At 70.5% G+C, this 26,094-nt stretch carries 24 protein-coding genes; 11 read left to right on the top strand and 13 right to left on the bottom strand.

What is annotated here, in order from left to right; all coding sequences use genetic code 11:
• Positions 1–2 precede the first annotated feature (2 nt).
• The 4 genes from OG223_RS48130 to OG223_RS48115 form a co-directional block, all read right to left on the bottom strand.
• Complete coding sequence (locus tag OG223_RS48130; protein WP_329263521.1) at positions 3–905, bottom strand: carbohydrate ABC transporter permease; 903 nt, start codon at positions 903–905, stop codon at positions 3–5.
• Positions 902–1,813, bottom strand: a complete 912-nt coding sequence (locus OG223_RS48125; RefSeq protein ID WP_329263520.1) for a carbohydrate ABC transporter permease — start codon at positions 1,811–1,813, stop codon at positions 902–904. Before OG223_RS48125 ends, OG223_RS48130 begins: the two co-directional genes overlap by 4 nt.
• A gap of 120 nt (positions 1,814–1,933) precedes the next feature.
• Positions 1,934–3,262 carry an ABC transporter substrate-binding protein gene (locus OG223_RS48120; RefSeq protein WP_329263519.1) on the bottom strand — a complete coding sequence of 443 codons (1,329 nt, stop codon included), beginning with the start codon at positions 3,260–3,262 and terminating at the stop codon, positions 1,934–1,936.
• Positions 3,263–3,537: 275 nt separating this feature from the next.
• Entirely contained in the window at positions 3,538–4,671 is a 1,134-nt protein-coding gene (locus tag OG223_RS48115; protein WP_329263517.1) for an ROK family protein, read from the bottom strand.
• A 295-nt stretch (positions 4,672–4,966) separates the two neighbouring features.
• Here OG223_RS48115 and OG223_RS48110 point away from each other — a divergent pair, with 295 nt between their 5' ends.
• The 5 genes from OG223_RS48110 (at position 4,967) to OG223_RS48090 (ending at position 11,556) form a co-directional block, all read left to right on the top strand.
• Positions 4,967–5,866, top strand: a complete 900-nt coding sequence (locus OG223_RS48110) for an N-acetylglucosamine kinase (protein ID WP_329263515.1) — start codon at positions 4,967–4,969, stop codon at positions 5,864–5,866.
• A 219-nt stretch (positions 5,867–6,085) separates the two neighbouring features.
• A complete protein-coding gene (locus OG223_RS48105; RefSeq protein WP_329263513.1) occupies positions 6,086–8,014 on the top strand; it encodes a phosphatase PAP2 family protein in 1,929 nt (642 codons plus the stop codon).
• Between the two features lie 92 nt (positions 8,015–8,106).
• On the top strand, positions 8,107–9,828 hold the full coding sequence (locus OG223_RS48100; protein WP_329263511.1) for a phospholipid carrier-dependent glycosyltransferase: 1,722 nt from the start codon (positions 8,107–8,109) through the stop codon (positions 9,826–9,828).
• Positions 9,829–9,895: 67 nt separating this feature from the next.
• Entirely contained in the window at positions 9,896–10,816 is a 921-nt protein-coding gene (locus OG223_RS48095) for a MurR/RpiR family transcriptional regulator (RefSeq protein WP_329263510.1), read from the top strand.
• 365 nt (positions 10,817–11,181) lie between these two features.
• On the top strand, positions 11,182–11,556 hold the full coding sequence (locus OG223_RS48090; RefSeq protein ID WP_019064417.1) for a hypothetical protein: 375 nt from the start codon (positions 11,182–11,184) through the stop codon (positions 11,554–11,556).
• A gap of 255 nt (positions 11,557–11,811) precedes the next feature.
• Here the strand turns inward: OG223_RS48090 and OG223_RS48085 are convergent, their stop codons facing one another.
• The 3 genes from OG223_RS48085 to OG223_RS48075 form a co-directional block, all read right to left on the bottom strand.
• Entirely contained in the window at positions 11,812–12,489 is a 678-nt protein-coding gene (locus OG223_RS48085) for a peptidoglycan-binding domain-containing protein (protein WP_329263508.1), read from the bottom strand.
• A gap of 87 nt (positions 12,490–12,576) precedes the next feature.
• Positions 12,577–13,431 (bottom strand): hypothetical protein, encoded by an 855-nt coding sequence (locus OG223_RS48080; RefSeq protein ID WP_329263507.1) that lies wholly within the window; start codon positions 13,429–13,431, stop codon positions 12,577–12,579.
• Between the two features lie 85 nt (positions 13,432–13,516).
• Positions 13,517–14,638: a substrate-binding domain-containing protein gene (locus OG223_RS48075; protein WP_329263504.1), complete on the bottom strand. Its 1,122-nt coding sequence runs from the start codon at positions 14,636–14,638 to the stop codon at positions 13,517–13,519.
• A 204-nt stretch (positions 14,639–14,842) separates the two neighbouring features.
• On the opposite strand from OG223_RS48075, the gene OG223_RS48070 reads away from it, so the two are divergent.
• From OG223_RS48070 to OG223_RS48060, 3 genes are all read left to right on the top strand, one after another.
• The gene (locus OG223_RS48070) at positions 14,843–15,514 is read left to right on the top strand and encodes a TetR family transcriptional regulator (protein WP_329265856.1); all 672 of its coding nucleotides are present in this window, start codon (positions 14,843–14,845) and stop codon (positions 15,512–15,514) included.
• Between the two features lie 148 nt (positions 15,515–15,662).
• Positions 15,663–16,076 (top strand): Zn-ribbon domain-containing OB-fold protein, encoded by a 414-nt coding sequence (locus OG223_RS48065; RefSeq protein ID WP_329263502.1) that lies wholly within the window; start codon positions 15,663–15,665, stop codon positions 16,074–16,076.
• A 239-nt stretch (positions 16,077–16,315) separates the two neighbouring features.
• Positions 16,316–19,102 carry an alpha/beta hydrolase family protein gene (locus OG223_RS48060; protein WP_443073810.1) on the top strand — a complete coding sequence of 929 codons (2,787 nt, stop codon included), beginning with the start codon at positions 16,316–16,318 and terminating at the stop codon, positions 19,100–19,102.
• Between the two features lie 80 nt (positions 19,103–19,182).
• On the opposite strand, the gene OG223_RS48055 is transcribed toward OG223_RS48060, so the two are convergent.
• From OG223_RS48055 to OG223_RS48040, 4 genes are read right to left on the bottom strand one after another with little or no spacing between them, the layout of a single operon-like run.
• Entirely contained in the window at positions 19,183–19,653 is a 471-nt protein-coding gene (locus OG223_RS48055; protein WP_329263501.1) for a DUF1003 domain-containing protein, read from the bottom strand.
• 37 nt (positions 19,654–19,690) lie between these two features.
• On the bottom strand, positions 19,691–20,077 hold the full coding sequence (locus tag OG223_RS48050; protein ID WP_329263499.1) for a PPOX class F420-dependent oxidoreductase: 387 nt from the start codon (positions 20,075–20,077) through the stop codon (positions 19,691–19,693).
• A gap of 10 nt (positions 20,078–20,087) precedes the next feature.
• A complete protein-coding gene (locus OG223_RS48045; protein WP_329263496.1) occupies positions 20,088–20,846 on the bottom strand; it encodes a type 1 glutamine amidotransferase domain-containing protein in 759 nt (252 codons plus the stop codon).
• Entirely contained in the window at positions 20,834–21,004 is a 171-nt protein-coding gene (locus OG223_RS48040; RefSeq protein ID WP_329263494.1) for a hypothetical protein, read from the bottom strand. Before OG223_RS48040 ends, OG223_RS48045 begins: the two co-directional genes overlap by 13 nt.
• 59 nt (positions 21,005–21,063) lie before the next feature.
• On the opposite strand from OG223_RS48040, the gene OG223_RS48035 reads away from it, so the two are divergent.
• Positions 21,064–22,431: a S1 family peptidase gene (locus OG223_RS48035; RefSeq protein WP_329263492.1), complete on the top strand. Its 1,368-nt coding sequence runs from the start codon at positions 21,064–21,066 to the stop codon at positions 22,429–22,431.
• Between the two features lie 150 nt (positions 22,432–22,581).
• Here OG223_RS48035 and OG223_RS48030 read toward each other — a convergent pair whose 3' ends face one another.
• Both OG223_RS48030 and OG223_RS48025 read right to left on the bottom strand, forming a co-directional pair.
• Entirely contained in the window at positions 22,582–22,767 is a 186-nt protein-coding gene (locus tag OG223_RS48030; protein WP_329263490.1) for a hypothetical protein, read from the bottom strand.
• 99 nt (positions 22,768–22,866) lie between these two features.
• The gene (locus OG223_RS48025; RefSeq protein ID WP_329263488.1) at positions 22,867–24,027 is read right to left on the bottom strand and encodes an ROK family transcriptional regulator; all 1,161 of its coding nucleotides are present in this window, start codon (positions 24,025–24,027) and stop codon (positions 22,867–22,869) included.
• Positions 24,028–24,198: 171 nt separating this feature from the next.
• On the opposite strand from OG223_RS48025, the gene OG223_RS48020 reads away from it, so the two are divergent.
• Both OG223_RS48020 and OG223_RS48015 read left to right on the top strand, forming a co-directional pair.
• Complete coding sequence (locus tag OG223_RS48020) at positions 24,199–25,116, top strand: carbohydrate ABC transporter permease (protein ID WP_329263487.1); 918 nt, start codon at positions 24,199–24,201, stop codon at positions 25,114–25,116.
• Positions 25,117–25,131: 15 nt separating this feature from the next.
• Positions 25,132–26,088: a carbohydrate ABC transporter permease gene (locus tag OG223_RS48015; RefSeq protein ID WP_329263486.1), complete on the top strand. Its 957-nt coding sequence runs from the start codon at positions 25,132–25,134 to the stop codon at positions 26,086–26,088.
• The last annotated feature ends 6 nt before the right edge of the window (positions 26,089–26,094 follow it).

Here is a 26,094-nt window from a genome sequence, read left to right as displayed (position 1 = left end):
GGTCAGTCCTTCAGTCCGGCGTTGATGTCGGCGCTCATGACGTAACGCTGGAAGACCAGGAAGATGAGGATCAGCGGGATCATGGAGATGACCGAACCGCCGAGCAGCACCGACCAGTTGATGTTCTGCGCGCCGACGAGGCTCTGGATGCCGATCTGCACGGTGAACTTGTTGGGGTCGTTCAGCATCAGCAGCGGCCAGATGTAGTCGTTCCACCGCCACTGGAAGGACAGGATCGCGAGGGTCAGCATGATGGGCCGGGAGATCGGCACCATGATCCTCAGGAAGATCGACAGCTCACGCGCGCCGTCGATGCGGGCGGCCTCGACGAGTTCGTCGGGGACCGTCAGGAAGAACTGGCGGAACATGAAGCAGCCGGTCGCGGTGAGCACGGCCGGGAGGATGATCCCGCCGAAGGAGTTGTAGAGGCCGAGGTCGCGGACCACCAGGAACTCGGGGGCGAGCATGACCTCGGACGGCAGCATCGTGGTGGCCAGGATGCAGATGAAGAAGAACTTCAGCCACCGGTTGTTGTACTTCGCCAGCGCGTAGCCGGTGCAGCAACTGACGCCCACCGTGAGGATCGTCGTGATCACGCACACGATGGCCGTGTTGATGAAGTACTGGGAGAAGTTGGCGCTGTCCCACGCCGCCTTGTAGCCCGACACGGTGGGGTTGTGCGGAAGCACCGTCAGCGGAAGGGAGAACAGGTCTCCCGCCGGCTTGAAGGAGCTGAGGACGAACCACAGCACCGGCAGCCCGTAGAGGGCGGCCAGGATCCACAGCAGAGTCGTCGCGGGTACCGCGCTCCGAAGGCCGCCGTCGCGCCGGCTGCGCTGCCGCCTCTTGGAAGGGGTCCGGACGGAATCGGCGTCGACCGGACGCGGCGTGTCTGTGGTTGTCATCGGTTCTCCACCCGCCGGTTGACGACCAGTTGGATGATCGCGACGGCCATCAGGATGAGCATGAGCACGAAGGACGCGGCGCTCGCGTAGCCGATCTGGCCCCGGTTGAAGCCGGTCTCGTAGATGTACTGGACGAGTAGGTTGTTCGAGGTTCCGGGTCCGCCGTTGTTGAGGGAGACGAACAGCGGGTATTCCTTCATCGCGTTGATCGTGTTGAGCAGGATGACGATGAACGAGGTGGGCGCGATGCTCGGCAGCGTGATGCTCCTGAACTGGCGCCAGGGACCGGCACCGTCGAGCGAGGCCGCCTCGTAGTACGACACCGGTACGTTCTTGATCGCCGCGATGAACAGCAGCATCGAGAAGGCCGTTCCCCACCAGGCACCGGCCATCACCACGACGCCCAGCGACAGGTCCGCGTTCGACTGCCACGCGATCGCGTGCACGCCGAACTTCTCGAGGACGTAGTTGATCAGTCCGAAGTTCTCACCGAACAGCCACCGCCACAGGACGCCCACGACGATGGGCGAGATGAGCCACGGGACGAAGAAGATGACGCGGGCGAACGAGGCGCCCTTGGCCTGCCTGCTCACCACGAGGTTGGCGATGAGCAGCGACAGCACGAAGTTCAGCGGGACGACGAGCACGGTGTAGAGCAGCGTCCGGAACAGTGCGTCGTAGAAGGTGGAGTCGCCGAACAGGTTCTGGTAGTTGTCCAGTCCGATGAACTGGAACGCCCCCACACCGGTGTAGTTCGTGAAGGAGTAGACGAGCCCGATCACCGCCGGCCACACGAAGAACAGCGCGAAGAGCACGACGTTGGCCGCGATGAGGACGAGCGGCGCGAGGGTGTAGGTGCTTCGGCTCCTGGGCGGCCTCACGGACACGTCCGCGGCGCTTTTTGTCATCTTCCTGACTTCCGTGCTGGTGGAATGGATTGCTGTGGGCTCCGACCGTGAGCCCGGCGTCTCGTGGACGGCCAGGGCCGGGCGGCGGTGTCTCGATCCCCGCCGCCCGGGCCCTTGGGCCTACGATCCGCTGCCGACCGCCGTGTTGTAGCCGTCCACGATGTTGTCCAGAGCCTTGTCGACCGACTGCTGGCCGTTGATCGCCTTGCCGAGCTCCGTCTTGGTCGGGTCGGTGGTGAGGCTCTTGCCCTTCAGCACCCAGGCCGTCTGCGCGCCGTTGAAGTATCCCGAGATCGGGGCGTAGAGCGGGATCTCCTCGTTGTACAGCTTGAACGCCGCCTGCGCCGCCGCCGACTTGAAGGGGTACTTCGGGCTCAGGCCGCTCTCGACCGGGAGGAACCCGGAGCTCTCGACCAGCTCGGTGTAGTTCTTCGGCTCGTACACCCAGGACATGAACTTCTTCCCGGCGGTGGCCGCGGCGCTGTTGTTGTTGAAGCCGACCATCATGCCGCCGCTGTTGACGTCACTGGCCTGCACCGGCTGGGCCGGGGTCGGGACGCTCGCCCACTCGAACTTCTTGATGCTGTCCGCGAAGGCGGGCACCTGCCAGACACCGGACCAGTAGGCGACGACGTCACCGCTCTGGAACATGGCCGACGGGTCGGCGCCGCTGGTCCACACCGACTTCGGCATGACCTTGTCGTCGTTCAGGCCGACGAAGTACTTCACGGCCTTCTTGGTCGCGTCGTCCACCGAGAACTTGCCGGAGGAGTCCGCGTGGACGTACTTGCCGCCCATCTCGTACACCATGGCGCGCAGTCGGGACGGCGACTGGTCGAAGGTCAGGGAGTACTTGGCGCCGGTCTTCTCGCGGACCTTGTTGGCCGCCGCGATGAACTCGGTCCAGGTCCAGGTGTCCGAGGGCGAGGCCGGGACGGCGACGCCGGCCTTCTCGAACAGCGACTTGTTGATGAAGAGACCGGACGCGGTGACGTCCGAGGGGATGGCCAGCACCTTGCCGGACGAGTCCTTGGCGAGGAAGTTGGCGTTGATCTTGTTGGTCTTGTTGTTCGTGATGGAGCTGAGGTCGATCAGCTTGCTCGACCAGATCGGGTCCAGCGCCGGCACGTCCGCCACGTCGGGCAGCGAGTTCGCCTGCGCGGCGTTGTGCAGCTTCGTCGGGTAGCCGTCGTAGGGGATGTTGACGAGCTTGACGCTGACGCCGGTTTCCTTCTTGTACTGGGCAACCAGCTTCTTCCAGCCCGCGTCCTGTCCCGGAACCGTGGAGATCCAGAACGTCAGGGACTTGGAGGTCCCGCCCGAGCCGGATCCTCCCCCGCAGGCCGAGAGCAGGAGGGCTCCTGCGGAGGCCGCGGCGGCGAGAGGAACCAGGCGGCGGATGCCGTGGCGGCCGAGTCGGCGGGAGCGCCGCATACTCACACTGGTCATCTTCGAACCCTTTTCTTCGTAGCGGAAGAAGCACGGCGCCAGCCGAGGCGGCACGGGTGCATTGTGCAGAGAGTTTCGCTTTCCGGGGGCGCGGCCTCGCCCGGCCTCGCCATTCTGAACGGGTGACATCCCCGGCCTTCTCGGCCGCTGCCGCACAAGCTCACCCTGATGCGGTTGCCGTACGTCGCGTACGGGCGGGAGGCTCACCCCAAGTCGATGTCCCGACCGACTTAGAAAGCGCTTGTCCGGACATTGGCAGACCGAGTCGGAGGCCGTCAATCCTTCGCCCCCGCACCATCGGTCACGGTTTGGACTCCTCTGGCGACCGCGAGCCGGGCGGCGCCCACCACGGTGCCGAGATCACCGACCGTGCTGCTCACCACCTCGGTGGGCCAGCTCAGCCTTCCCAGCTCGGCCCGCACCCCGGGCAGAAGCTGCGGGTCCGTGCCCGTACTGCCCCCGAGGACGATCAGTCCCGGGTCCAGTACGGCGGCCACGGCGGCGGCGAGTCTGCCCACGTCGGCGGCGTGGCGGCCGACCAGTGCGCTCGCCGTGCCGTGTCCCTGCCGGGCCAGCGTGAAGAGCCGGTCCGCACTGCCGGGGCACGGTTCGCCGGTGTCCGGCCAGACCTGCGCCGCCCGGCGCAGCAGCGAGCGCGCGCCGACGTACTCCTCCAGGGCCTCTCTGCGGGGCTCCACGGCGTCGTCCCAGGGGTAGGGCAGCCGGGCCAGCTCACCGGCCGCGCCGTTCGCGCCGCGCAGCACCTGGCCGCCGACGACGATGCCGAGACCGATACCGACGCCGATCCGCAGATAGCCGAAGGAGAGCCGGCCCCGGGCGGCGCCCTCGTGCAGCTCGGCGAGCGCGGCGCAGTTGACGTTGTTCTCCAGGTGGACCGGCACATCCGGCGGCAGCGCGACCGTCATGGCGTCGAACACCGGGCCCGCCTTGGCGGTCGCGGGACGCATCCCGGCGCCCGCCCGGTCCCGCGCGGCGACATCACCGACGGCGACGACGACCGTGCGCAGCGGGGTGCCGGCGGGCAGTGTGTCGAGGGCCTCGCGGACCGCGGCCGCCGCGTCCTCCCGTGGGCCGGTGGCCTCGGCCAGCAGGGTGCCGTCGAGGGCGCAGCCGCGCACCCGGGTGAGCGCCGGGCCCAGGTCGACGGCGAGTACGGCACCGGCGGCGGGGCCGAGACGGTATACGGCCGCGTTGCGGCCCGTGCCGCCGGAGGCGGTGCCGGAGTGCGCGGCGAGCCGGACGTTCTCCAGTTCCACGACGGCGGAGGACACCGTCGGCTTGGACAGGCCCGCGAGGGTCGCGAGCTGCGGCCGGGTCGCGCTGCCGGCTCTGGCCAGCACCTCGAACACCGCGCTCGCGCTCTCGGTCAGCCGAGACGCCTGCGCCACGACGTGTTCCACACTTCCCCCAGTTCACAGGCCGCGCTCCCGGAGGGTGTCCATGGGATGCGGCGATGGGATGTCCTGACGTCACGCGGGCCCGGGCAACGGTCCCTGTGACCGAGTTCGCGACGACTCTTGACGCACTGTACTTCGTTAGTTAACTTCCTAACGAACGTCACGGTACTCGCCTGCCGTGGTCCGTCAGAAGCCCGTCCCGGGGCTTCCCGAGTGCTTCAACCGCCGTTCCCCCGGACACGGTTCGCCCACCGTCGCAGCACAGCGCAACGACGAAAGAGGTTCCGTGCAGGACTCCATGCCCCTCGTGGTCGGCATCGACGTGGGTGGCACCAAGACACATCTCCGCGCCTGCGCGGGCACGGATGTCGTCGCCGACCACATCCGTGCGAGCAGCGGCTGGCGGCCGCACGACCCCGCGACCGCCGCCGACTGGCTGACCGCGCTGCTCCATGACGCCCTGCCCGCGCACGCGCGACCGTCCGCGGTCGCCGTGGGCGGGCACGCCTGTGAGACACCCCGCCAGTGCGCCGAGATCCGGGCCGCGCTGGAAGAACGTCTCGGCGTGCCGGCACTCGTCGTGGGCGACGCCGAACTGCTCGTCCCCGCCGCCGGACTGGACAAGGGGGTCGGCCTGGTGGCCGGCACCGGTTCCGTCGCGGTGGGCCTGCTCGGCGACGGCACCCGGCTCCAAGTCGGCGGCTGGGGCGCCGTACTCGGCGACGAGGGCGGCGCCGCCGGTCTCGTCCGCGAGGCGGCCCGCGCCGCCTGGGCCGCGCACGACCGGGGCGAGGCCCCGGACCGACTCGCCCTGGGCCTCGTCGAGGCGTTCGCCGTGGCCGAAGTGCCCGCGCTCGGCGCCGCGCTGGAAAGCGCTTCCGACGTCTCCGCCGACTGGGGCCGCCACGCCCGTGTCGTCTTCACCGCGGCCGACGCCGGCTCGCTCCTCGCGCGCGAGGTGATAGCCGAGGCCGGCCGGTCTCTCGCCGCACTCGTCGTACGGCTCGCCGAACGCGGCGTCCCCGTCGATGACGTGGTGGTCTCGGGCGGCACCGTCCTCGCCCAGCCCCGCCTGTACGAAGCCCTCACCGGCGCGCTCGCCGAACAGGTGCCGGGGGCACGGCCGCAGCCCATCCGGGTACCGCCCGTCGAGGGCGCGGTGGCGCTGGCCCGAACGATCCTGTGAACCGCACGGCCTCCGTTCACCCGGGGGTCACGCGCCGGACGCCGAACCCCCTCCGACGGGACACGACCCGGCGCAAATCTTCGCACGTACGCACCAGTTGACGTATGCGCTTTCTCGCGTCGTACGGTGCACCCCGAACCACAGCCGATCGCACGACCCCTCCCTGGTCCCAGGACCTGGCCGGCCGCAACGGCCGTAGAACTCAAGAGAGGCACACCCATGCCGTCACCCGCCGGGCACCGCACTGACGCCGGTCGACTCGCCGTGAACAGACGTGGTTTCCTCAAGACCTCGCTCGGCGCCTCCGCCGGGGTGGTCGCCGCGCCCACGCTGGTCAGTTGGCTGGCCGCCGCGGACGCCAAGGCCGCCACGGCCCCGCTCGCGTTCGTCGACGACTACAAGACGAACGTCATCGCGAACCTGACGCCCGAGACCAACGCCGTGGTCCGGGTCCTCGGCGGCATGGCCCAGATATGGAAGACCGGCGCCGCCTGGAACACCGGCACCCCGCTGCGCCCCGAGATCCTGCGCGCCAACATGCGCTACTGCGTCGACCTCACCACCCGCCGCACCGAGGCGCAGGCCAAGGAGGCGTTCCTCTACGACCGCCAGCACCAGAGCTACGCGATGATCGCGGGCCTGGGTCCGCTGGCCGACCTGTACAAGTCCGGTGCCCTGGCGGTCACTTCGATCACCAGCGCCCCCGACGGCACCCCGGCCACCACGATCAGCGACGCCGTCCCGGCCGACGCGCCCGCCGGTTCCGCGCTCGGCGCCGGCTCGCACGACTCCGCGCTCGGCAAGGTCGCCGAACTCGTCGACACCGTGCGCGGCAACTACGCGTCGGGCAACCCCGGCAAGTACGCCTACCAGTACCCGCGTCCGTGGCGCATGAACGAGAAGAGCGAGGTCGTCGACACCGGCACGGTCGACGCGCTCGGCTACCCGGTCTACGACTCCAAGGTGGTCGTCGCCCCGCAACTCCTGCGCCAGCGCAGCACGTCACCGGTCGACGACGGCGGCTTCCCCAGCGGTCACACCAACGCCTTCCACCTGGCGGGCCTCGCCTACGCGTACGCCGTACCGGAGCGCTTCCAGGAACTGGTCACCCGCACCTACCAGTTGAGCCACACCCGGATCATGGCCGGCATGCACTCCACGGTCGACGTCATCGGCGGCCGCATCATGGCCACCGCCCTGGCCGCCGCCACGCTCGCCGACCCGGCCAACGCCACGCTCAAGGCCGCGGCGCGCGCCCAGGCCCTCGCCTACTTCGAGGCGAAGACCGGCACGACGGCGGACACCCTGTACGCCTACGCCCACTCGGCAACCACCGCGACCGACCCGTACGCGGACCGGAGCACCAACTCCCGTGTCGTGGAGCCCAAGTTCACCTACGTCCTGACCCGCAGCGGCCGTGACAAGGCGCTGACCGTGCCGAAGGGCGCGGAGGTGCTGCTGGAGACCCGGCTGCCGTACCTCTCCGCGGACCAGCGGCGCGAGGTGCTGCGCACGACCGCGCTGCCCTCCGGGTACGTCCTGCTCGACGGCTTCGAGCAGTGGGGCCGCCTCAACCTCTTCGCGGCGGCGGACGGTTACGGCTCCTTCGACTCCGATGTCGTCGTCTCCCTCGACGCGGCGGCCGGGGGCTTCGGCGCGGCCGACGCCTGGCGCAACGACATCGACGGCTGCGGCGGCCTGACCAAGCAGGGCACCGGGACACTCACGCTGACCGGGCACAACGCGTACACCGGCGGGACCGTCCTCAAGTCCGGTGCGCTGGTGGCCGGTTCGGCGCACGCGCTCGGCCACGGTGACGTGAGCGTGCTCGGCGGCTCGCTGCGGGTGTCGGAGTCCGTGCAGATCCACGGCACCTACGCCCAGCAGTCCGCCGGCCTGGAGGTCACGCTGCGCTCGGGCCACCAGCCCGCCGTCGAGGTCACCCGGCGCGCGACGCTCGGCAAGGGCAGCACGCTGTCCCTGCGGTTCGACGCCGAGCACCCGCCGGCGGCGGGCTCCACGGTGCGGGTCCTGAGCGCTTCCTCGCTGCGCGGCCAGTTCGACAGCATCACGCTGAACTCGGACAAGCTGCGGGCCGTACCCGTGTATACGGCGGAAGGTCTGTCGGTACGACTCCTGAAGCGGTGACGCCCCTGGTGGCGGGAGCGATGCGACAGTAGGGCCATGACCCGGCTCCGGCTCGCTCCCGCCACCGCGCGGCCGGCCTCACCGCAGGGCGGATGATGGCGCGCGAACAGCACTCGGTCCTCGACCCCGGCACGCTCGGCGACGGCGGGCCCCCTCCGCCGCGCGCCACGGAGAGCCGGCCGGCCCGCCTCCACGCCGGGCTGCGGCGCCACAGGCGGTGGCTGTTGCCGCTCCTGGTGGTGGTGCTCCTCGCGCAGATGGCCGCCGTGATGATCACGACCGCCGTCGAGCAGACACCGACCATCGACGAGCCGGTGTACGTGGCCACGGCCACCGTCTATCTGCGCGAGTACAGCCTCGACTACAACCCCGAGCACCCGCCCCTCGGGAAACTGGTGATCGCCGCCGGGATCGCCCTCGCCGACCCGCACTTCGATGCGAACTACCGTGGCGATCAGGGGGAGTTGGGCCGCCATCTGCTGTACGAGTCGGGCAACGACCCCTGGCGGCTGATGTTCTGGGCCCGGCTGCCGGTGATCGTGCTGACCCTGCTGTTCGGGCTGGTCGTGTTCGCGTTCGCCCGTGAACTCGTGGGCGCGGCACGGGGGTTGGCGGCGCTCGCCCTGTACACGTTCTCGCCCGATGTCGTCGCGCACGGCTCGCTGGCCACCCTCGACGTGCCGCAGGCCGGCTTTCTGCTGACGTCGGTCTGGCTGCTGTGGCGGGCCCGACGGCGCCCGTTCCTGTACGTCCCGCTCGCGGGGGCCGCGCTCGGGGCCGCCGTGGCGACGAAGATGAGCGCCCTGCCCGCCGTACCGGTGCTGATGCTGCTGGCCGCCGTGTCGGTGTGGTCCGCGCGCCGCCCGGCCGACCGTGCCGCCCGGCGGCGGGCGCTGGTGCTCGGGGTCGGGGGCGCGGCCGTGGTGGCGCTGGTGACGGTCGCCGTCGTCTGGGCGTCGTATCTCGCCGTCGATCCGCGGCTGCGGTTCACGTCCACCGAACCGGTGCCCGTCATCCACGGACTGCGCGGGCAGGTCGTCGGTCTGCTGCCGTTCCCGCAGGCGTTCCTCGACGGGATGCGCATCCAGTTCGGTCTGGAGGACTACCCGTGGCAGGGCTTCCTGTTCGGGCACCTCTACACCGGGTCGCACTGGTACTACCTGCCGGTGGCCCTGCTGGTGAAGACACCGCTCGGCATGATCGCGCTGTGGGCGGCGGGTGCCGTCGCGGTGGTGGCGGTACGGCGGTCGCGGCCGGCGGCGCCGTATCTGCTGCTGCCCACCGCCGTGCTGCTGGGCGCGGCGATGGACGGCTCGCGGGACTTCGGGACGCGGTACGCGATCTTCGTGCCGATGTTCCTGGCGGTCGCGGCGGCCTGTGTGCCGGCGCTGCGGTGGCGGTGGGCCGCGCTGTCCACGGGGGTGCTGGTGGCGTTCGTCGCGGTCAGTTCGCTGCGGACGTTTCCGTACTATCTGCCGTACTCCAACGAGGCGTTCGGCGGTCCGTCGAAGACCTATCTGCGGCTGCACGACTCCAACGTGGACTGGGGCCAGGACCTCGGCCGCCTCGCCGACCGGCTCCGCGAGCGGTACGCGGGCGAGCGGATCTGGCTCGTCTACAAGGGCAGTGGGGTGCCGTCGTACTACGGCATCGAGTCGTCCGATCCGCGCAAGGCAGGGCTGCGCGAGGTGCACGGGCTGTTGGTCGTTTCGGACACCTCGATCGACAAGGCGACGGGAAAACTGGCCGAGTTGATCGACAGCAGTCGTCCGATCGATCAAGTCGGTCATTCGATCACGATCTACCGGCGCTGATCGCCCTCTGGTCACAACGCTCTGTGAGCTATGTTGAGTGGCTGTGGGAGACAAAGGAGGCGCACCGGTGCCATCGCCGCAGCAGGCACGCGCCCAGGCATCCGTGATCACCTCGGGAAAAACCGACCCGGAAGTCGGCGCGGCACCGACGTCCCAACTCAGGGAACTCTTCGACGGGCCACGGCTGTCGCCGGGCCAGCGCCGCATCGCCCAGTACCTGATCGAGCACATCACCGAGGCGGCGTTCCTCTCCATCACCGATCTCGCGGAGCGCGTCGGCGTCAGCCAGCCCTCGGTGACCCGGTTCGCCGCGGCGGTCGGCTTCAGCGGTTACCCCGCGCTGCGCGAGCGGCTGCAGGCGATCGCCCTGCGCACCCTCGCGGGCGGTCCGGCGGCCGAGGAGAACCGCAGCAACGAACTGCAGGCCGCGGTCGACGCCGAGATCGAGAACCTGGAGAACCTGCGCCGGGACTTCGCCGACCCCGACCGGTTGATCGAGGTCGGCCGCAATCTGTCGGCGTCGACCCCGCTGACCGTCCTCGGGCTGCGCATCTCCGTCTCGCTGGCCGAGTACTTCGCGTACGCCGCGCGCCGTATCCACCCCGATGTACGGCTGGTGACCCGGGGCGGCAGCGTCGCCTACGACGCGATCCTCCAGTCGCGCGAAGCGGGCGGCACCTGGCTGCTGGCGTTCGACATGCCGCGGCACGCGCACGAGACGCTCACGGCGCTTCGGGTGGCGCGCAGCGCCGGCCTCAAGGTGGCCCTCGTGACCGATCTGGCGCTCGGCGCGCTGGCCGACGAGGCCGACGTCACCTTCGCCACCGGCACCGGCTCCCGCCTGGTCTTCGACTCGTACGCGGCGCCCGGCGTGATGGCCTCCGCGCTGCTCCAGGCCATGACGGACGCCGATCCGGAGCGCACCCAGGCCCGCCTGGAGGACTACGAACAGATCGCCGAGCAGCACCAGTTCTTCATGCGGGACTGACCCGACACCCCCCTCTCGAATCACTTCAAAAGGGCATCGATCCGCCTATTTCACGCATGAATGTTTTCATACGTCTTGCAAAGCGGACGGCATATATAAATACTGCTCACGGATCGCACCCGCCCCGAGAAAGCCCGGTCCGCCCATGCGCATCTCCGCTCCACCCGCCGCGCCGGCGACACCTGCCTCCCGGGGCCCTCGCACGAGCACACCCAGCCGCCGTCTCCTACCCGCGTCGGCGCCGGGTGTGTTCGGTAGGGCATCGCCTGCGCGAGCGCCCAGGGCGGCCCCGGTCATCCCCTGGGCCGGGGCCGCCACCCACCGTCGACCCACCCCCGCGACGCCGCACATCCGGAAGCGATGACATGCAACTGACCACCACGCGCATCAGCCAGGACTGGCCCTGCCAGGTCAAGACCCCGGGCAGCTACGACTGGGAGCGCTCGGCGGCCAAGTGGCTGCGCGAGCTGGTGCCGGCCCGCTACGCCAGCTACCCCGCGTTCATCCGCCACCCCGTGCTGCTCGCCCGGCACGCGCAGATCCAGGTCCAGCACGAGATCCGCGTGGCCCGCACCGCCCTGCAGACCGCGCGGGCCGACCTGCCCGGCATCGGCCTGCCCGAGTCGGTCATCGAGCACACCATCAAGCTGTACGCCGCCGAGGTGCTCCAGCTCCAGCACATCGCGCGCAGCGTGCGTGCGGTGACCGAGGCGCTGGTCGGGCACAGCACGGGACGCTGATCCGGACCCCGGGTCGGGGTGTCAGTCGTCGTCGCGGTGGAGCCAGTACCAGAACACGCCCACGACGAGGGCCAGCAGAAGGACTCCGGGCAGGATCAGACCCGGGACGCGCGAGCCGCTCATCGGCGTGGCCTTCGGTTCGGAACGGGCACGACACCGCCGACCTGCGGCGCCGCACTGTCCATGATGAGGCGCTACGGCCCCACGGCCGCCGACTTTCCGCAGGCCTTGCCACGTGTTCGAAACACCGTGCGACTACTGGCCGGCGTCGAGCGTCGTGCGCGACTCCAGGTCCTTGCGGGTGTCGTCGCCGTACACGCCGTTCTCGTCGCCCCGGATGCCGTACCAGAGCTGGAAGCGGGCGACCGCGGCCGTGAGGGTCGCGTCGTACGTGCCGCTGGTGGAGCCGTTCTCGTAGACGTTGGGGATGCGCAGGAGCCGTTCCTCCAGCTCCTTCACCTCGGAGCCGCTGTCGCCCTCGCGGAGGGTGCCGGCGCCGTCCGGGTCGGCCGTGGTGGTGACCGTGGCGGACACCACCGGGGTCGGTGTGGCGACCGGCTGGGCGGTGCTGGCCTCTCCCCGGCCGGGCAGCAGGAGGGCGCAGGCGAAGCCGACCAGAGCGGCGGCGCTCACCCCGACGACGATCGCGGCCCGGCGCAGCCCTGGCCCGAAGGGACCGGTGGCCGGCTCGGACCCGAACGGACCCGTCGTCGACAGCGGGTGCAACTCACCGGGTACGGGCGGCAGTTCCTGTGTCTCGGCCTCGGAACCGAAGATCGTCCGGGGCACCGGCACGGACTCGAAGACGGAGGAGTCCCGGCGGGTCTCCCGCAGCAGCTCCGCGAGGTTGTCGGAGCGGCGGCGACGCAGGACTCGGGCCGGTTCCAGGACCGGGCCGCCGGACGACGATCCCGGTTCGGGCGGTGTAGACACACTGCTCTCCTTCCGTTCCGCGCGCACGGAGCCATCCCCCTGGAGAGATACGCGCGCACGGCCGCCGGAGTTCAGCGCGGCACGCGCTCACTCGCCCCGGGACGGTGACGCCCGGACGAACCGGTGCAGGGACGCCGTCAGCGCGGCGACGAAGGCGTCCCGCCGCGTGGCGTCGAGCGCGTCCAGGGAGAGGTAGGGGTTCAGGTCCTCCAGTTCGACCAGGAGCAGTCGGCCGTCCGGGGCACGGCAGGCGTCGACGCGCTGGATGCCGTGGTCGATGCTGTTCCAGTCGATGAACCGTTGCGCGAACTCCCGGTCGCCGGGGGCGAGTTCGTACGGTTCCAGGTGCCAGCGCCGCTCGGTGTCCGGGGCGTACAGGGCGTACTGGAAGTCGTGGTCGACGAAGTAGAAGGACACCTCGTACGAGAAGTCGACGCACGGCTGGACCAGGACGCTCCCGTCGGCCAGGGCGGGCAGTCGGTCGGCCGTCACGATCTCCAGGCCTATCGAGTCGGCGCCGAGTTTCGGCTTGACGACGTAGCGGTCCGTGCGCGGCAGGCGGTCCAGGTCCTCGACCCGGTCGACGGTCGGGATGACTGGGAAGCCGGCGGCGCTCAGGTCGAGGAGGTACTGCTTGCCCGCCATGTCCGCCCGGCCCGAGAGCTGGTTGTAGACCCGGGTCCCGGTGCGGAGCGCGCGCTCGCGGAACGCGTCGTACTCCTTCTGGTAGCCGAGGACGGGACCGCTGTTGCGCACCACGACCGCGTCGAAGCCGTCCATCAGCGCGGCGGCGTCCAGTGGATGACACAGCGCCAGGTCGAAGTCAGCGCGCAGCCGGGACGTCAGGTCGATGTCCTCGTCGCCGTAGCGGCGCCCGCGTGCCGGGTACGCCAGGTCGGTGACGTACAGGATGCGGGGACGGGCCGGGGGTGCGGCGGGCATGCCGGTTCTCCTTGGTCGAGAGTGTGCGCGGAGAGCGTTCACCGAGAGCGTTTCGCGCGGAATGATCAAAACGGTCGGCCCGTGCTCAGCGGGCGCGCGCGCTGCCTCCGCAGGACGAGCGGATCCTCAACTCGGGGAGGAGTTCGATGTGTTGACGCGGGGCCGGGCGGCGTCCGGTGCCGTGTTCGGCGATCCGCCGCAGCAGGAGCCGCGCGGCCGACTCCCCCACCGCGCGCTTCGGCGGGGCCACGGCGGTGAGCGGGACGTCGGCGAGCGGGGCGACCTCGTCGTCGTAGGCGATGAGCGCCAGGTCGTCCGGGACCCGGATGCCGCGTGCCTGGAGCCGGGGCACGAGCACGATGGCGTCCTCGTCGCTGTGCACGAGGGCGGCGGTGACTCCACGCTCGCGGACCGCGTCGACCAGGTGGTCCACGCTCGACTCGTAGTCGCCGTGTTCGCGGACGGACGGGGCGCCCCGGGCGTCGTCGAGACCGAGGGAGCGTACGGCCGACTCGTAGCCCGCGATGATCTGCGCGGCGTGCGGGCCTTCCTGGAGTACGGCGGTGATCCGGTGGTGGCCGAGGGAGGCGAAGTGGCCGACGGCGACCGCAGCTCCGTGGGCGCGGTCGGTGCGTACCCGGTCCAGGGCGGCCGCGGGGTTGCCGGGCGGGGCGGAGCGTTCGACCAGCACGGTGGGCACGCCCCGGTCGAGGAGCCACTGTTCCTGGCCGCCGACGGGTGCGCCGCCCGGCCAACTGGGCGCGACGAGCAGCCCCTGGGCGCCGCCCGCGAGGAGGTGCGCGGCCTGGACGGCGTCCTCCGTGCCGCCGTGTCCGGACACCCCGAGCACCAGTCGGCCGCCCCGCGCTCCCACGGTCTCGCGGGCGCCGCGCACTATGTCGGCGAAGATCGAGGCGGTGGTCGGCACGATCATTCCGATCACGACGCCCTCGGCGGACGCGGTGGACGCCGTGGCCGCGGCGGGCTCCTGTCGTGCCCGCGCCCCGGCGGTGCTCCCGCCGCCCGGCCACACCACCGCGCCGTGCAGCCGGTGCACTCGGCCCTGGCCGGCCAGCGCTTCCACGTCACGCCTCAAGGTGACGGCGGAGACGCCGAGTTCGGCCGCGAGGTCGGCGACCCGCAGGCTGCCGCGCTCGCGGACGAGTTCGAGCACCCGCTCATGGCGCTGGTCGACGTGCGGTCGCATGGGTCCCCCTGAACGCGAAACTGGTCGCGGTCACTCTATGCCGCGGATCGTATCGACTGTTTTGATCGCTTCGGTGGCATCGCTCCATACGATCCGGCCGGGCGGACGATCTTCCCGAGGGGACTCAGTTCCCCACCGTGAGCGCACTGAGTGCCATCCGTGCCACCTGGTGCTACGTTCCCGTCCATGAGCTCCAAGCCGCCCATGCGGGACGCCCTGGTGGCGGCCGCCTTCCAGTTGTTCCTGGAGCGGGGCTACGAACAGACCACCATCGACGACATCGTGGCGCTGGCCGGGGTCGGACGGCGGTCGTTCTTCCGCTACTTCCCGTCCAAGGAGGACGTGGTCTTCCCCGACCACGAACGCTGCCTGGCCGACATGACGGCCTTCCTCGCGTCCGGCGGCGACGAGCACGAGCCCGTGCGGCGGGTCTGCGACGCGGCCCGGCTCGTGCTGCGGATGTACAACGAGAACCCGACCTTCTCCGTGCAGCGTTACCGCCTCACCAAGAAGGTGCCGGGACTGCGCGCCTACGAACTGTCGGTCGTGTGGCGCTACGAGCGTGCCCTCGCCGACTATCTGCGCGGGCGCTTCGCCGGCCGGCGCGACGGGACCCTGCACGCGGACGTGATCGCGGCCGCCGTGGTCGCGGCGCACAACAACGCCCTGCGTTCCTGGCTGCGTTCGGACGGGCAGCGCGATGCGGGTGCCGAGGTGGACCACGCGCTGGGATATGTGCAGTCCGCCTTCGGACACCCGCCGGTGCCGCCCCTCGTCGAGCAGGGGCCCGAGGACGTCGTGGTGGTCGTCTCCCGGCGCGGGGTGCCGCTGTGGCGCGTGGTGCAGGAGATCGAGACGGCGCTCGGCAGCGGCTGAACAGGAAAAGCAAAGGGTACGCAGTATCTTTACGCTTGGCACTGAGTGCCATACGCTGTGGTCGTGCACGGTGGCACGACGAACCGCGCACCCGCGTGCCCGGCTCGGCCGCGCGCGGGATTCCGGCCTAGCGCAGGGAGTTGACAGCGTGTACCACCACTCAGGATTCGCGACCCGTCCGGCAGTCGGCTCCCCGGCGGGCGTCCTCGATCCGCCCACCGCGGACGGGGACACCATCCTCTTCCAGCGCTGCACCTGGTGCGGCACCGCCATGTACCACCGGCTGTTGTGCCCGGTCTGCCAGGGCGGCGACCTGCGCACGGAGCGCAGCGAGGGCACCGGCACGGTCCGCCACTCCACGGTGGTGCACCGCAACACCCCCGCCGCCCGCAATGTGTCGCTGATCGAGATGGCCGAGGGCTTCGTGGTGCGCGGCCGGGTCATCGGCCCGCCCATCGGCATCCACAGCGGCGACCGCGTCCGGCTGTCCACGGCCAAGGACCCGGTGCGGGGCGAGCCCGTCTTCCAACTCCTCGACGAGCCGTACCGGGCCTGGCACTGACGGCCCGACCGGCCGGGCCGGCAGAGCAGTTGGCCACCGGTCGGCTTCGACCGGCGGGCGGTTCCTGAACGGCCGTGCCGCCAGCCCGGGTTCGGGCCCGGTTCCGGACCCACCCGTCGAAGATCGGCCGAATCCTCCTCCACAGGCAACCCACAGTCTCCGCTTCCCGTCCTCCGGGGCGCGAGGGGCTCCCGGGACCACCGGGGCACCCGTGTCTGGGGTTCGAGGAGGAGAACACATTGTTCCGTGCCCGGCGAATATGGGTCACGGCCGCGACGGTGCTCGCGGTGGCGGGAGGGATGTCCGGGTCGGCGCAGGCGGCGCCACCGTCGGACGCCGGATCGTTCACGGCGACGGCGACGGCAGACGACGGCACGCTTCCGCCGGGATGGCGGATCACGGGGAAGGGCTCCGCGCGGCAGTTGGTGTGGCGCTCGGGCACCCGGGTGCCCATGGGGGACGCGCGCGTGGAGTTCCACGCCGGGAGCCGGCTCCTCGGCGTACCGGCACCGGCGAAGGACGGACGGACGTTCCGGCTCGGTCTCGGCGCCGTCGCGCCCGAGCAACTCGACGATCTTCAAGTACTGGCCGCCGGGCGCCGGTTGGACGTCGCCGGTGACAACAGCGCCTCCGGCAGCGGACGTTCAGAGGCCGCCGCCCGGCCCGCGGTCCCGCTCCCGGCCGGCGCGATCGATCCCGGCAAGGCGGGCACGTACCGTACGACGACCGGCGAGTACACGCTCAACTCCGTCCGTCTGCCCGGGTATCCGCAGCCGATCGAGATGAAGGCCGTCGTGGTCGCGCCGAAGGGCGCCACCGGCAAGCGGCCGCTGGCGCTGTTCCTGCACGGCCGTCACTACACCTGCTACACGCCGGGCACCGAGGACATCACCGGCGACTGGCCCTGCCCCACCGGCACCAAGTCCGTCCCGAGCTACCGGGGTTATCTGCGCGACCAGCAACTCCTCGCCTCCCAGGGCTATGTGACGGTGTCGATCTCCGCGAACGGCATCAACGCCCAGGACGCCGAGGCCGAGGACGCCGGCGCGCAGGCCCGTTCGTCGCTGGTCCGGCTCCACCTGGCCCACTGGGCCGACTGGTCCGCCCACCCCCGGACGGCTCCGGCGGTCGTCCGGAACGCACCGCCGGCCGACCTCTCCCGGGTCCTGCTGATCGGCCACTCGCGCGGTGGCGAGGGCGTCAACCGCGCGGCGATGGACAGCCTCTACCCGCCGCCGGCCGCCCAGGACGGCTACCGCGGCCCGGTGCGCTGGAAGATCCGCGGCACGGTCCTCATCGGCCCCACGATCTTCGGCCAGAACCCGGTGGCCGACGTGCCGTCGGTGACGATCCTGCCCGGCTGCGACGGAGACGTCTCCGACCTCCAGGGCGAGGTCTACGTCGACGGCACACGCGGGGTCAGCAAGGGAACGGCCCTGCACAGCGCGGTCTACGTCGAGGGCGCCGACCACAACTTCTTCAACACCGAGTGGACGCCGGGCCAGGCCCAGGCGCCCGCCGAGGACGACTTCTACGACGACCCCGACCAGCGTGACGCGGTGTGCTCGCCGGGCGCCGCGACCCGTCTGACCGCCGACCAGCAGCACAAGGTCGGCTCCACCTACATCGCCACGGCGGCACGGCTGTTCGTCGCCGGGGACGACCGGGCGCGCGAGCTGCTCGACGGCTCGGGCCGCCGGGCGCCCTCGGCGGACCCGGCGCGCGTCCTCACCCACGCGGTGGGCGCGAACCGTGGCGCCGGATTCCTGCCGGACGGCCACGTCACCGTGTCCGGCGGCCGGTTGTGCTCCGCCGTGGACCCCGACCCGGCCGTCGCCTGTCTGGGCCCGGACACCAAGGGCGGCTCTCCGCACTTCGCGTCCTGGGAGACCGCCAAGGAGGTCGGCCGCCGCGCGCTCGCGCTGCGCTGGTCCGCGGCCGGTTCGGCGGTGACGGTACGTCCCGACAAGCCGGTCTCCCTCGGCGGCGCCAAGAGCCTCGCCCTGCGCGTCATCGTGCCGCCCAACAGCACCGGCACCCAGCTCGACGTCTCCCTGACCGACACCGCCGGCCACCGCGCGACCCTCGGTCGCGTCCGCGTCGACGGCCTGCCCGGCACCGAGCGCACCGCCTCCTACTGGGCCCGCGAGGTCCGCGTCCCGCTCACCGCCGCCTCCCACGCCGGGCTCGACCTGAAGCACGTCAAGTCCCTTGTCCTGACCCCGCGTTCGCGCTCCGGCCAGGCCTGGCTGATGGACGCCTGGGGCTGGCGCCCCGGCACTCCGGCGGCCACCGCGGCCCCGCTCCCCCGCGTCGACATCGGCCGGCTCACCGTCAAGGAAGGCGACTCGGGCGTCAGGACGTACCGCGTCCCCGTCCGGGTGTCGGGCCGGGGCAACGGCCAGGTGCGCCTCTACGTCGCCGACCCGGCCACCGGCCGGGCCACGTCACGACTGGTGACGGTACGGCCCGGCGGCCACGACATCGACGTACCGGTGAAGGTCGAGGGCAACACCCGCTTCGACTACGGCAGCCAGCACGACATCTTCGTGAAGGCGGTGCACGGCGCGGTGATCGGCGCCCACCGCGGTGGGGTGACCGCCGAGAACGACGACCCGATGCCCACGTTCACCGTCACCCCGGTCGCCGACCGGGTCGCCGAGGGACAGCCCCTCACGTGGAAGGTGACGCTGTCCACGCCCGCCGACGTGGAGCTGAACCCCTCGTTCATCGTCCAACCGGTCGCCACGGGCCCGGAGTTGTCCACCCTGGACGTCGACCCGCAGTGGCTCGGCGAGAACTCCGGTGAGGAACCCGCGCCGGAGCGCCCGCTGTCCAAGGTGACGGGCCTGTTCCTCTGGACCTCCGTCCCGGCGGGACGGGCCGGCACGGAGATCAGCCTCCCGACGATCAAGGACCAGGTGACGGAACAGCCCGAGTCCGTGCGGTTCGTGGCCGTGGACGAGAACGGCAACCCGCAGAGCGGCGGCCCGGAGCTGACCGGCACGGTGCTCGACGCGTCGTAGCACAACGCCGTACCGCCGTACGAAGTGAAGGGGCCGCAGCGCGAGAGCTGCGGCCCCTTCCTGTTGTGTCCTGCGGATGCTCAACTCGGCTTCTGCGTCCCGCTGTTCATCTTGGCGCGGTTCTCGGTGAGGAGTTCCTGGACGCGTTGTTCGATCTCGCGGGGGTCGAGGCCCAGCGCGGCACCGATGTGGGCGGACCACACCTCGGAGCGGAGGTTGGTCTCGAAGTCGAGGTCGGCGCGGACGTTCTCGCGGGCCGCCTGGCGGTTCTGGCTGACCATGACGAAGGTCGACAGGAAGATGGCCTCCAGGCTGACGATCATCGTGAGCAGCCCGTAGGGGTACGGGTCGAAGATGCCGACGTGGCCGAGGAGCCCTTCGTTGAGGGCGATCCAGACGGCGAACCACAGCGCGTGCAGATAGACGAAGAGCATGGTGCCGGCGAACGCGGTGATCGCGTCGGCGACCCGGTCCTGGGTGCTGCGCATCCGGGCGAAGACGACCCGCTCCTGCCGCAGCCGCAGCTCGGCCGGGGTCAGCGCGGGGTCCACGGGCACTCCCAGGGTTGAGTGGGCAAGGGGTTCGTCCTCAGGGTGCGAGCGTCACGCGGATGCCGACGGTGCCGTCGAGGCCTCGGCGCAGGCGGCTCCCGAGGAGGGTGAGACGGCCGGTGAGGCCGTACTTGCGCTTGATGAGGGTGCGGAAGTGGGCGGTGGTCTCGGGGTCGCAGATCTCGGCGGTGCCGGGGACCTGGTTGCCGGTCGGGTTGCCGCGCAGGTCGCAGGGGCCGACGAGGACATCGGCGCGGGCCCTGATGCGCTTGACCTTCCAGGAGTCGGCGACCGTCCAGACACCGAGTGTCTCGCCGTCGCGGACCACCCACACCGGGGTGGCGACCGGGGAGCCGTTCTTGCGGTAGCTCGTGATCAGCAGGTACTGGCTCGTGCCGAGCCGGTCCAGCGGGGTCTCGTCCATGGTCGGCAGTCTAAGCACCCGCGGGTGCCCGTAGCAGGTCGAGATACGCGCGGGCGAAGAGGTAGGCGTCTCCGGGCCAGCGCGCCGACAGATAGCTGCCGTCCCGTACGACGAACGCGTGCGTGTCGTCGCTCGCGGTGCCGCGCCGGGTGAGTTCCCTGGGGCCGCGTTCGAACTGCGTGTCCGCGTCGTCGAGGGCGGCCCGCACCTCGTCCTCCACATAGGCGGGGTAGGTGCGGTAGTAGCGGCCCAGGCGCCAGGCGGTGGTCAAGTAGGCGGTGCGTTCCATGTACTTGGGCAGACAGGTCGTACGGCGTCCGGCGAGCACGCTGCGGCCGGTGTCCGGGTCCTGGGTGCGGGCCGCCACGAGGACGCCGTGGCAGATCGCGCCGACCGGGCGGCCCAGTCCCCAGAACTCCGCGACTTTGCCGGTCAGTTCGGGAGATCCCAGGTACTGGCGCATGCCGGGCGCGTGTCCACCGGGCAGCAGCAGTCCGTCGAAGCGGGTCACGTCCAGGTCCGCCCAGGCGACGGTGGCGCCGAACTCCGGTGCCCGGGTGAGCTGTTCGTAGAACCGCTTGGGTTCGTCCTCGGCACCGAGCTGTCCGAAGAGGACGCCGGTCAGCAGCCGGGGGTCCGCGGCGGGGCGGGTCCCGGCGCGCTCGGTGGCGAGGACGACCTCGTGCCCGGCGTCGGTGAGCAGCCGCCAGGGCACGGCCACCTCGGTGACGTCGAAGTCGTGGTCGGGGACCGGCATCAGCACACGCATCGGGTCATCATGGCAGCCGGGGCGAGGAGCAGCGGGCTCCGGCGGGACAGCACCGAGGCCAACTCGGCCCTGCGGCACGCCCGTTGGCCGTAGCGGCCGAAGCCGGTCCGCTGTTCGGTGAACAGGACGGTGCCGGGCCACGTATGGAGGAAGGGCACTCAACGACCGGAGGGCCCCGCGGTGTCGTCACCGCACGTTCGGGGTTCGGGAGCCAGGCATGAGGCACGCACGACGACGGGTCATCCGGCGCGTCACACGGTTGACGGCCGTCGGCGGACTCCTGCTGGGAGGTGCCATGGTCACTCAGGCGGCCATGGCCAGCGACTCTTCCGGCACGTCCGCCGCCACGCTCAGCGCGCCGCAGACACCCGCGGACAAGGGTTCCGCCCTGGCGGCGAAGCTCGGTGCGGCCCGCACGGCGGGCAGTTGGGTCGATTCCGGCGGCCGTACGGTCGTCGCGGTGACCGATGCGAAGACCGCGGCCGAGGTGACGAAGGCGGGCGCCGAGGCGAAGGTCGTGAAGTACAGCATGAACGAGCTGAACTCGGCCGCGACCACGCTGAGTTCGGCGCCCAAGGTGCCGGGCACCGCGTGGGCGATGGACTACCGGAACAACCGGGTGCTGGTGGAGGCCGACAGCAGCGTCTCGGCCACGGCCTGGACCGCGATGACGAAGGTCGCGAAGAGCATCGGCGCCTCGGTCGAAATGCAGCGCACGCAGGGCAAGTTCACGACCCGTATCAACGGCGCGCAGCCGATCCTGTCGACCGGCGGGCGCTGTTCGGCCGGCTTCAACGTGACCGACGGCCAGACCGACTTCATCCTCACGGCCGGGCACTGCGGGCCGGTCGGGTCCATCTGGTTCGCCAACAACCAGGGCGACCAGCAGTTGGGCAAGACGGTCTCCGACAACTTCCCCGGCAGCGACTTCTCGTTGGTGCAGTACGCGAGCGGTTCGGCGGGCGAGGGCGCGGACGTGGTCGCGATCGGCAACGGCAGCGGGGTGACCATCACGGGCCTGGCCGACGCGGCCGTGGGCGAGAAGGTGTTCCGCAGCGGCAGCACCAGCGGGCTGCACGACGGCGAGGTGACCGCGCTCAACGCGACGGTGAACTACCCCGAGGGCACGGTCACCGGTCTCGTCCAGACCACGGTGTGTGCCGAACCGGGCGACAGCGGCGGTCCGTTGTTCGCCAACGGGATCGCGCTGGGCGTGACCTCGGGCGGCAGCGGTGACTGCACGGCGGGCGGCACGACGTTCTTCCAGCCGCTGACCAAGGCGCTGGCCGCGCTGAACGTGAAGCTGCTGGTGGCACCGAAGACGGCGGCCTCGCCCGCTCCGTCCGCCTCGGCCGCCGACGGCGCGGCGGCCGCCGGTGCGGCGACGCCCGGGACGTCGGCGCCCGCGACGAACACCACGTCGGGGTCGACGACACTGGCGTCCCGGCTCACGGACCCGAAGAACGTGGGGCCCGGTCTGCTGGTCATCGCGGGAAGTCTGATCGCGCTGGTGGCGACGCGCTGGATCCGCGCCGAGCAGGACCGCAAGGCCTTCCAGCGGCACTACTCGGCGATGTGGGGCTGATCACTCAAGGGAGTTCGACCGGCTGGACCGGTCGATTGGGTTGATGGGGCCGGTCGGGTCGAAAGGGGCTCGACCGGCTGGGCCGAGGGTCACGAGGAAGGCCGGGACGGGATACCGACAACGGACACCTGCGGCGGCCGACGGCGACTCTCAGGCCGCCTCGGCCGACTGCGGAGCTGCGGCGGCCCACTCCATGACGAGCCGCCTGTACTCCTCGCGCTGTTGGGCGCTCAGTGTCCCGCCCGATCGGAGCCACAGGGCCCTGATCTCCTCGTTGACCTCGGCTGCCGATCGCTCGGTGGCTGATTCAACGCTGGTGGACATGGTGTGAAGCATACGTCGCCCAAGGTGAAGGCGATGTGAGTAATCACGAGTGAACCGGACATAACGGACCGTGTTGCTGATCACGTCATCTGTCAAGCCCTGTAACGCAATTCACACCTCGGCCACACCGAGCACCAGCACCTGGATCGCCAACACCGCTGCGCCACGCGCCCAGTCGTGGAAGTCGGAGACCTTCGTCTCCACGTCGAGCGGGGCGGCCAGCGGATGCCGGTGGGCGCGGAGCGTGTCGTCCACCGTCTTGCCGGCCACGTCGATCAGACCGACGCCCTCTCCGGCGAGCAGGATCTTCTGCGGGAGCACGAAGTTGGCGATCTGGGCGACCAACGTGCCCAGCGCGCGGGCGGCTTCGTCGACGACGCGGGAGGGCATGGGCTCACCGGCGGCGGCGCGGGCGAGGATCTCCTCGTAGGTCAGGTCGAGTCCGGTGGCGGCCCGGATCTGGTAGCGGATGCTGGGGATGGTCAACAGCGAGACGGCGCTGCCGCGTTGGCCCGCGGGGGTGATCGGGCCGTTGGGATTCAGGATCCAGTGGCGGCCGAACCCGCGGTCCTCCTCCGCGTACGGCACCCGCTTGCCGCCGAGGACGAGGCCGTAGCCGATGCCCGCGCCGATGGTGAGGACCACGAAGCGGTCGAGGCCGCGCCCGGCGCCGAACCAGGTCTCGGCCTCGACGAGGGCGGCCACGTCGTTCTCGACGACGACCGGCAACCCGGTGCGTTCCTCGACGAGTTGGGCCAGCGGGACGTCGCTCCACCGCAGGAAGGGCGACTCCCCCACCACGGCACGGTCCTGGACGAGACCGCCGACACCGATGCCGATGCCGGTGAGCGTGGGGAAGGCGGCGGTGAGTTCGCCGGTCATCTCGGCGAGCAGATCGGCCACTTGGTCCGGGTCGTGCGTGGTGAGCGGCCGGTCGAGGCGGGCGACGATCTCGCTCCTGAGGGTGGTGACGACGCCGTAGACCATGTCCTCGGTGAGCTTGAGGCCGAGGAAGGTGCGGGACTCGGCGACCACGTCGAGCGGCTGTGAGGGGCGGCCCTGGCGGACCTCGGCCGGGCCGCCGCCGTCGGGGACCTCGACCAGCAGGCCGGTCTCGATGAGCGGCTTGGTGAGGCGGGTGAGGCTGCCCGCCGAGAGGTCGAGCCGCCGCGCGAGCTCGGTGCGCGACAGCGGGCCGTGGACGAGCACCTCGATCGCCACCGAGCGTTCACCGGGGCTCAGCGGCTGCCAACTGGCGGCACGTGTGGTCATGAGGGTCACACTCCCACAAGGTTTCTTTCTTTCGTCATGGAAGTAACAGGATCACCATACGGCCGCGAACCGAGAAGAAACAGATCTGTGCCCAGCTCTTGACGCCCGGATTCTTTCGCGACGAAAGTAAGTGCCGCGAGGACGAGCCGTCTCAGACAAGGGAGTCTCCAGATGACCATCGCCTCAAGCAGTCCCCCGACCCGCCGGCCGCGGGCCCGTGAAGACGAGGGCGACGGACGGCTCGCGGCGGTCTTCATCGCCCCGGCCCTGCTGGGCTTCCTGGTCTTCCTGCTCTGGCCGACCCTGCGGGGCATCTATCTGAGCTTCACCCGCTTCAACCTGCTGACACCGGCGAAGTGGGTGGGCCTCGACAACTACGACCGGATGGTCCACGACCCCATCTTCTGGTCGTCGTTGCGGGTCACCGTCGAGTACGTGTTCATCAACATCGGCGTCCAGACGGTGGCGGCCCTCGCCATCGCGGTCCTGCTCCAACGGCTCACCCAGTCCGCCCTGTTGCGCGGGATCGTGCTGACGCCGTACCTGATGTCGAACGTCGTCGCCGGCATCGTCTGGCTGTGGATCCTCGACACCCAGCTCGGCATCGGCAACGAGATCATCGGCGGGCTCGGCTTCGACCACATCCCCTTCCTCGCCGACAAGACCTGGGCGATCCCGACGATCGCCCTGATCAACGTGTGGCGGCACGTCGGCTACACCGCGCTCCTGCTGTTCGCCGGGCTCCAGGCCATCCCGAACGACATGTACGAGGCCGCGAAGGTGGACGGCGCGAGCGAGTGGCGGATGTTCTGGCGGATCACGATGCCACTGCTGCGGCCGGTCCTGGCGGTCGTGCTGATCATGACGGTGATCGGTTCGTTCCAGGTGTTCGACACGGTCGCGGTGACCACCGCGGGCGGCCCGGCGAACGCGACGAACGTCCTCCAGTACTACATCTACGGCTCCGCCTTCGGGCGCTTCCAGTTCGGCTACGCCTCCGCGATGTCCGTGGCCCTGCTGATCGTGCTGAGCGCGATCACGTTCCTCCAGTACCGGATCACCCGCGCCGGCCAGACCGACCTCGGCTGACCGGAAGGAGTCGACATGGCCACCCTGACCACCACGCCCAATGTGCCCAACACCCCTACGCCTACGGCACAGCAGGAGATCGTACGGCCGTCCCGGCCCCGGCCCTCCGTCGGCAAGGTCGCCGCCTGGATCGCGATGGCCGCGATCATGCTGGTCACCCTGCTGCCCTTCTACTGGATCCTGCGCACCGCGCTCTCCACCAACACCGGGCTCGCCGCCCACCCCTCGGACCCGCTGCCGGTCGACTTCACCACCGGCGGTTTCGAGCGGGCCCTCGGTCTCCAGTCGACCAAGGAGGCGATCGCACAGGGCGGTTCGGGCGGCGGACTGAAGTTCTGGCGCTATCTGCTCAACTCGGTGATCGTCTCGACCCTGGTCACCGTCGGCCAGGTGTTCTTCTCCGCGATGGCCGCCTACGCCTTCGCCCGGCTGCGCTGGCGCGGCCGGGACCGGGTGTTCGGGCTGTTCCTGGCCGGGCTGATGGTGCCGGCCATCTTCACGCTGCTGCCGAACTTCGTCCTCATCAAGCAACTCGGGCTGGTGGACACCCTGTTGGGGATCTCGCTGCCGACGATGTTCATGACGCCGTTCGCGGTGTTCTTCCTCAGGCAGTTCTTCATGAACATCCCGCGCGAGGTCGAGGAGGCTGCCCTGCTCGACGGCGCCGGCAAGATCCAGGTCTTCTTCCGGGTCCTGCTGCCGATGGCGTCCACGCCGGTCCTGACGCTGGGCGTGCTGACGTACATCACGTCCTGGAACGACTACTTCTGGCCGCTGATGGTGTCCTACAGCGACAGTTCGCGCGTGCTGTCGGTGGCGCTGGCCATCTTCCGCTCGCAGACCCCGCAGACCGGCTACGACTGGTCGGGCCTGATGGCGGCGACCCTCATCGCCGCGCTCCCGATGCTCGTCCTCTTCGGAGCGTTCGCGCGCCGCATCGTCAGCTCCATCAGCTTCACCGGAATCAAGTAAGGGGCA

Source organism: Streptomyces sp. NBC_01478 (genome assembly GCF_036227225.1).
In the GTDB taxonomy this organism is placed as follows: Bacteria; Actinomycetota; Actinomycetes; order Streptomycetales; family Streptomycetaceae; genus Streptomyces.
Note: the sequence above shows the minus strand (reverse complement) of the source record. Positions and strands in the feature narration are given on the sequence as shown.

Excerpts from the sequence above, each read along its gene's own strand:
- OG223_RS48025 (WP_329263488.1), bottom strand. The coding sequence starts at position 24,027 with ATGACCACACGTGCCGCCAGTTGGCAGCCGCTGAGCCCCGGTGAACGC.
- OG223_RS48035 (WP_329263492.1), top strand. The coding sequence starts at position 21,064 with ATGAGGCACGCACGACGACGGGTCATCCGGCGCGTCACACGGTTGACG.
- OG223_RS48050 (WP_329263499.1), bottom strand. The coding sequence starts at position 20,077 with ATGGACGAGACCCCGCTGGACCGGCTCGGCACGAGCCAGTACCTGCTG.
- OG223_RS48105 (WP_329263513.1), top strand. The coding sequence starts at position 6,086 with ATGCCGTCACCCGCCGGGCACCGCACTGACGCCGGTCGACTCGCCGTG.
- OG223_RS48090 (WP_019064417.1), top strand. The coding sequence starts at position 11,182 with ATGCAACTGACCACCACGCGCATCAGCCAGGACTGGCCCTGCCAGGTC.
- OG223_RS48045 (WP_329263496.1), bottom strand. The coding sequence starts at position 20,846 with ATGCGTGTGCTGATGCCGGTCCCCGACCACGACTTCGACGTCACCGAG.
- OG223_RS48080 (WP_329263507.1), bottom strand. The coding sequence starts at position 13,431 with ATGCCCGCCGCACCCCCGGCCCGTCCCCGCATCCTGTACGTCACCGAC.
- OG223_RS48075 (WP_329263504.1), bottom strand. The coding sequence starts at position 14,638 with ATGCGACCGCACGTCGACCAGCGCCATGAGCGGGTGCTCGAACTCGTC.
- OG223_RS48030 (WP_329263490.1), bottom strand. The coding sequence starts at position 22,767 with ATGCTTCACACCATGTCCACCAGCGTTGAATCAGCCACCGAGCGATCG.
- OG223_RS48020 (WP_329263487.1), top strand. The coding sequence starts at position 24,199 with ATGACCATCGCCTCAAGCAGTCCCCCGACCCGCCGGCCGCGGGCCCGT.
- OG223_RS48070 (WP_329265856.1), top strand. The coding sequence starts at position 14,843 with ATGCGGGACGCCCTGGTGGCGGCCGCCTTCCAGTTGTTCCTGGAGCGG.
- OG223_RS48100 (WP_329263511.1), top strand. The coding sequence starts at position 8,107 with ATGATGGCGCGCGAACAGCACTCGGTCCTCGACCCCGGCACGCTCGGC.
- OG223_RS48125 (WP_329263520.1), bottom strand. The coding sequence starts at position 1,813 with ATGACAAAAAGCGCCGCGGACGTGTCCGTGAGGCCGCCCAGGAGCCGA.
- OG223_RS48015 (WP_329263486.1), top strand. The coding sequence starts at position 25,132 with ATGGCCACCCTGACCACCACGCCCAATGTGCCCAACACCCCTACGCCT.
- OG223_RS48130 (WP_329263521.1), bottom strand. The coding sequence starts at position 905 with ATGACAACCACAGACACGCCGCGTCCGGTCGACGCCGATTCCGTCCGG.
- OG223_RS48120 (WP_329263519.1), bottom strand. The coding sequence starts at position 3,262 with ATGACCAGTGTGAGTATGCGGCGCTCCCGCCGACTCGGCCGCCACGGC.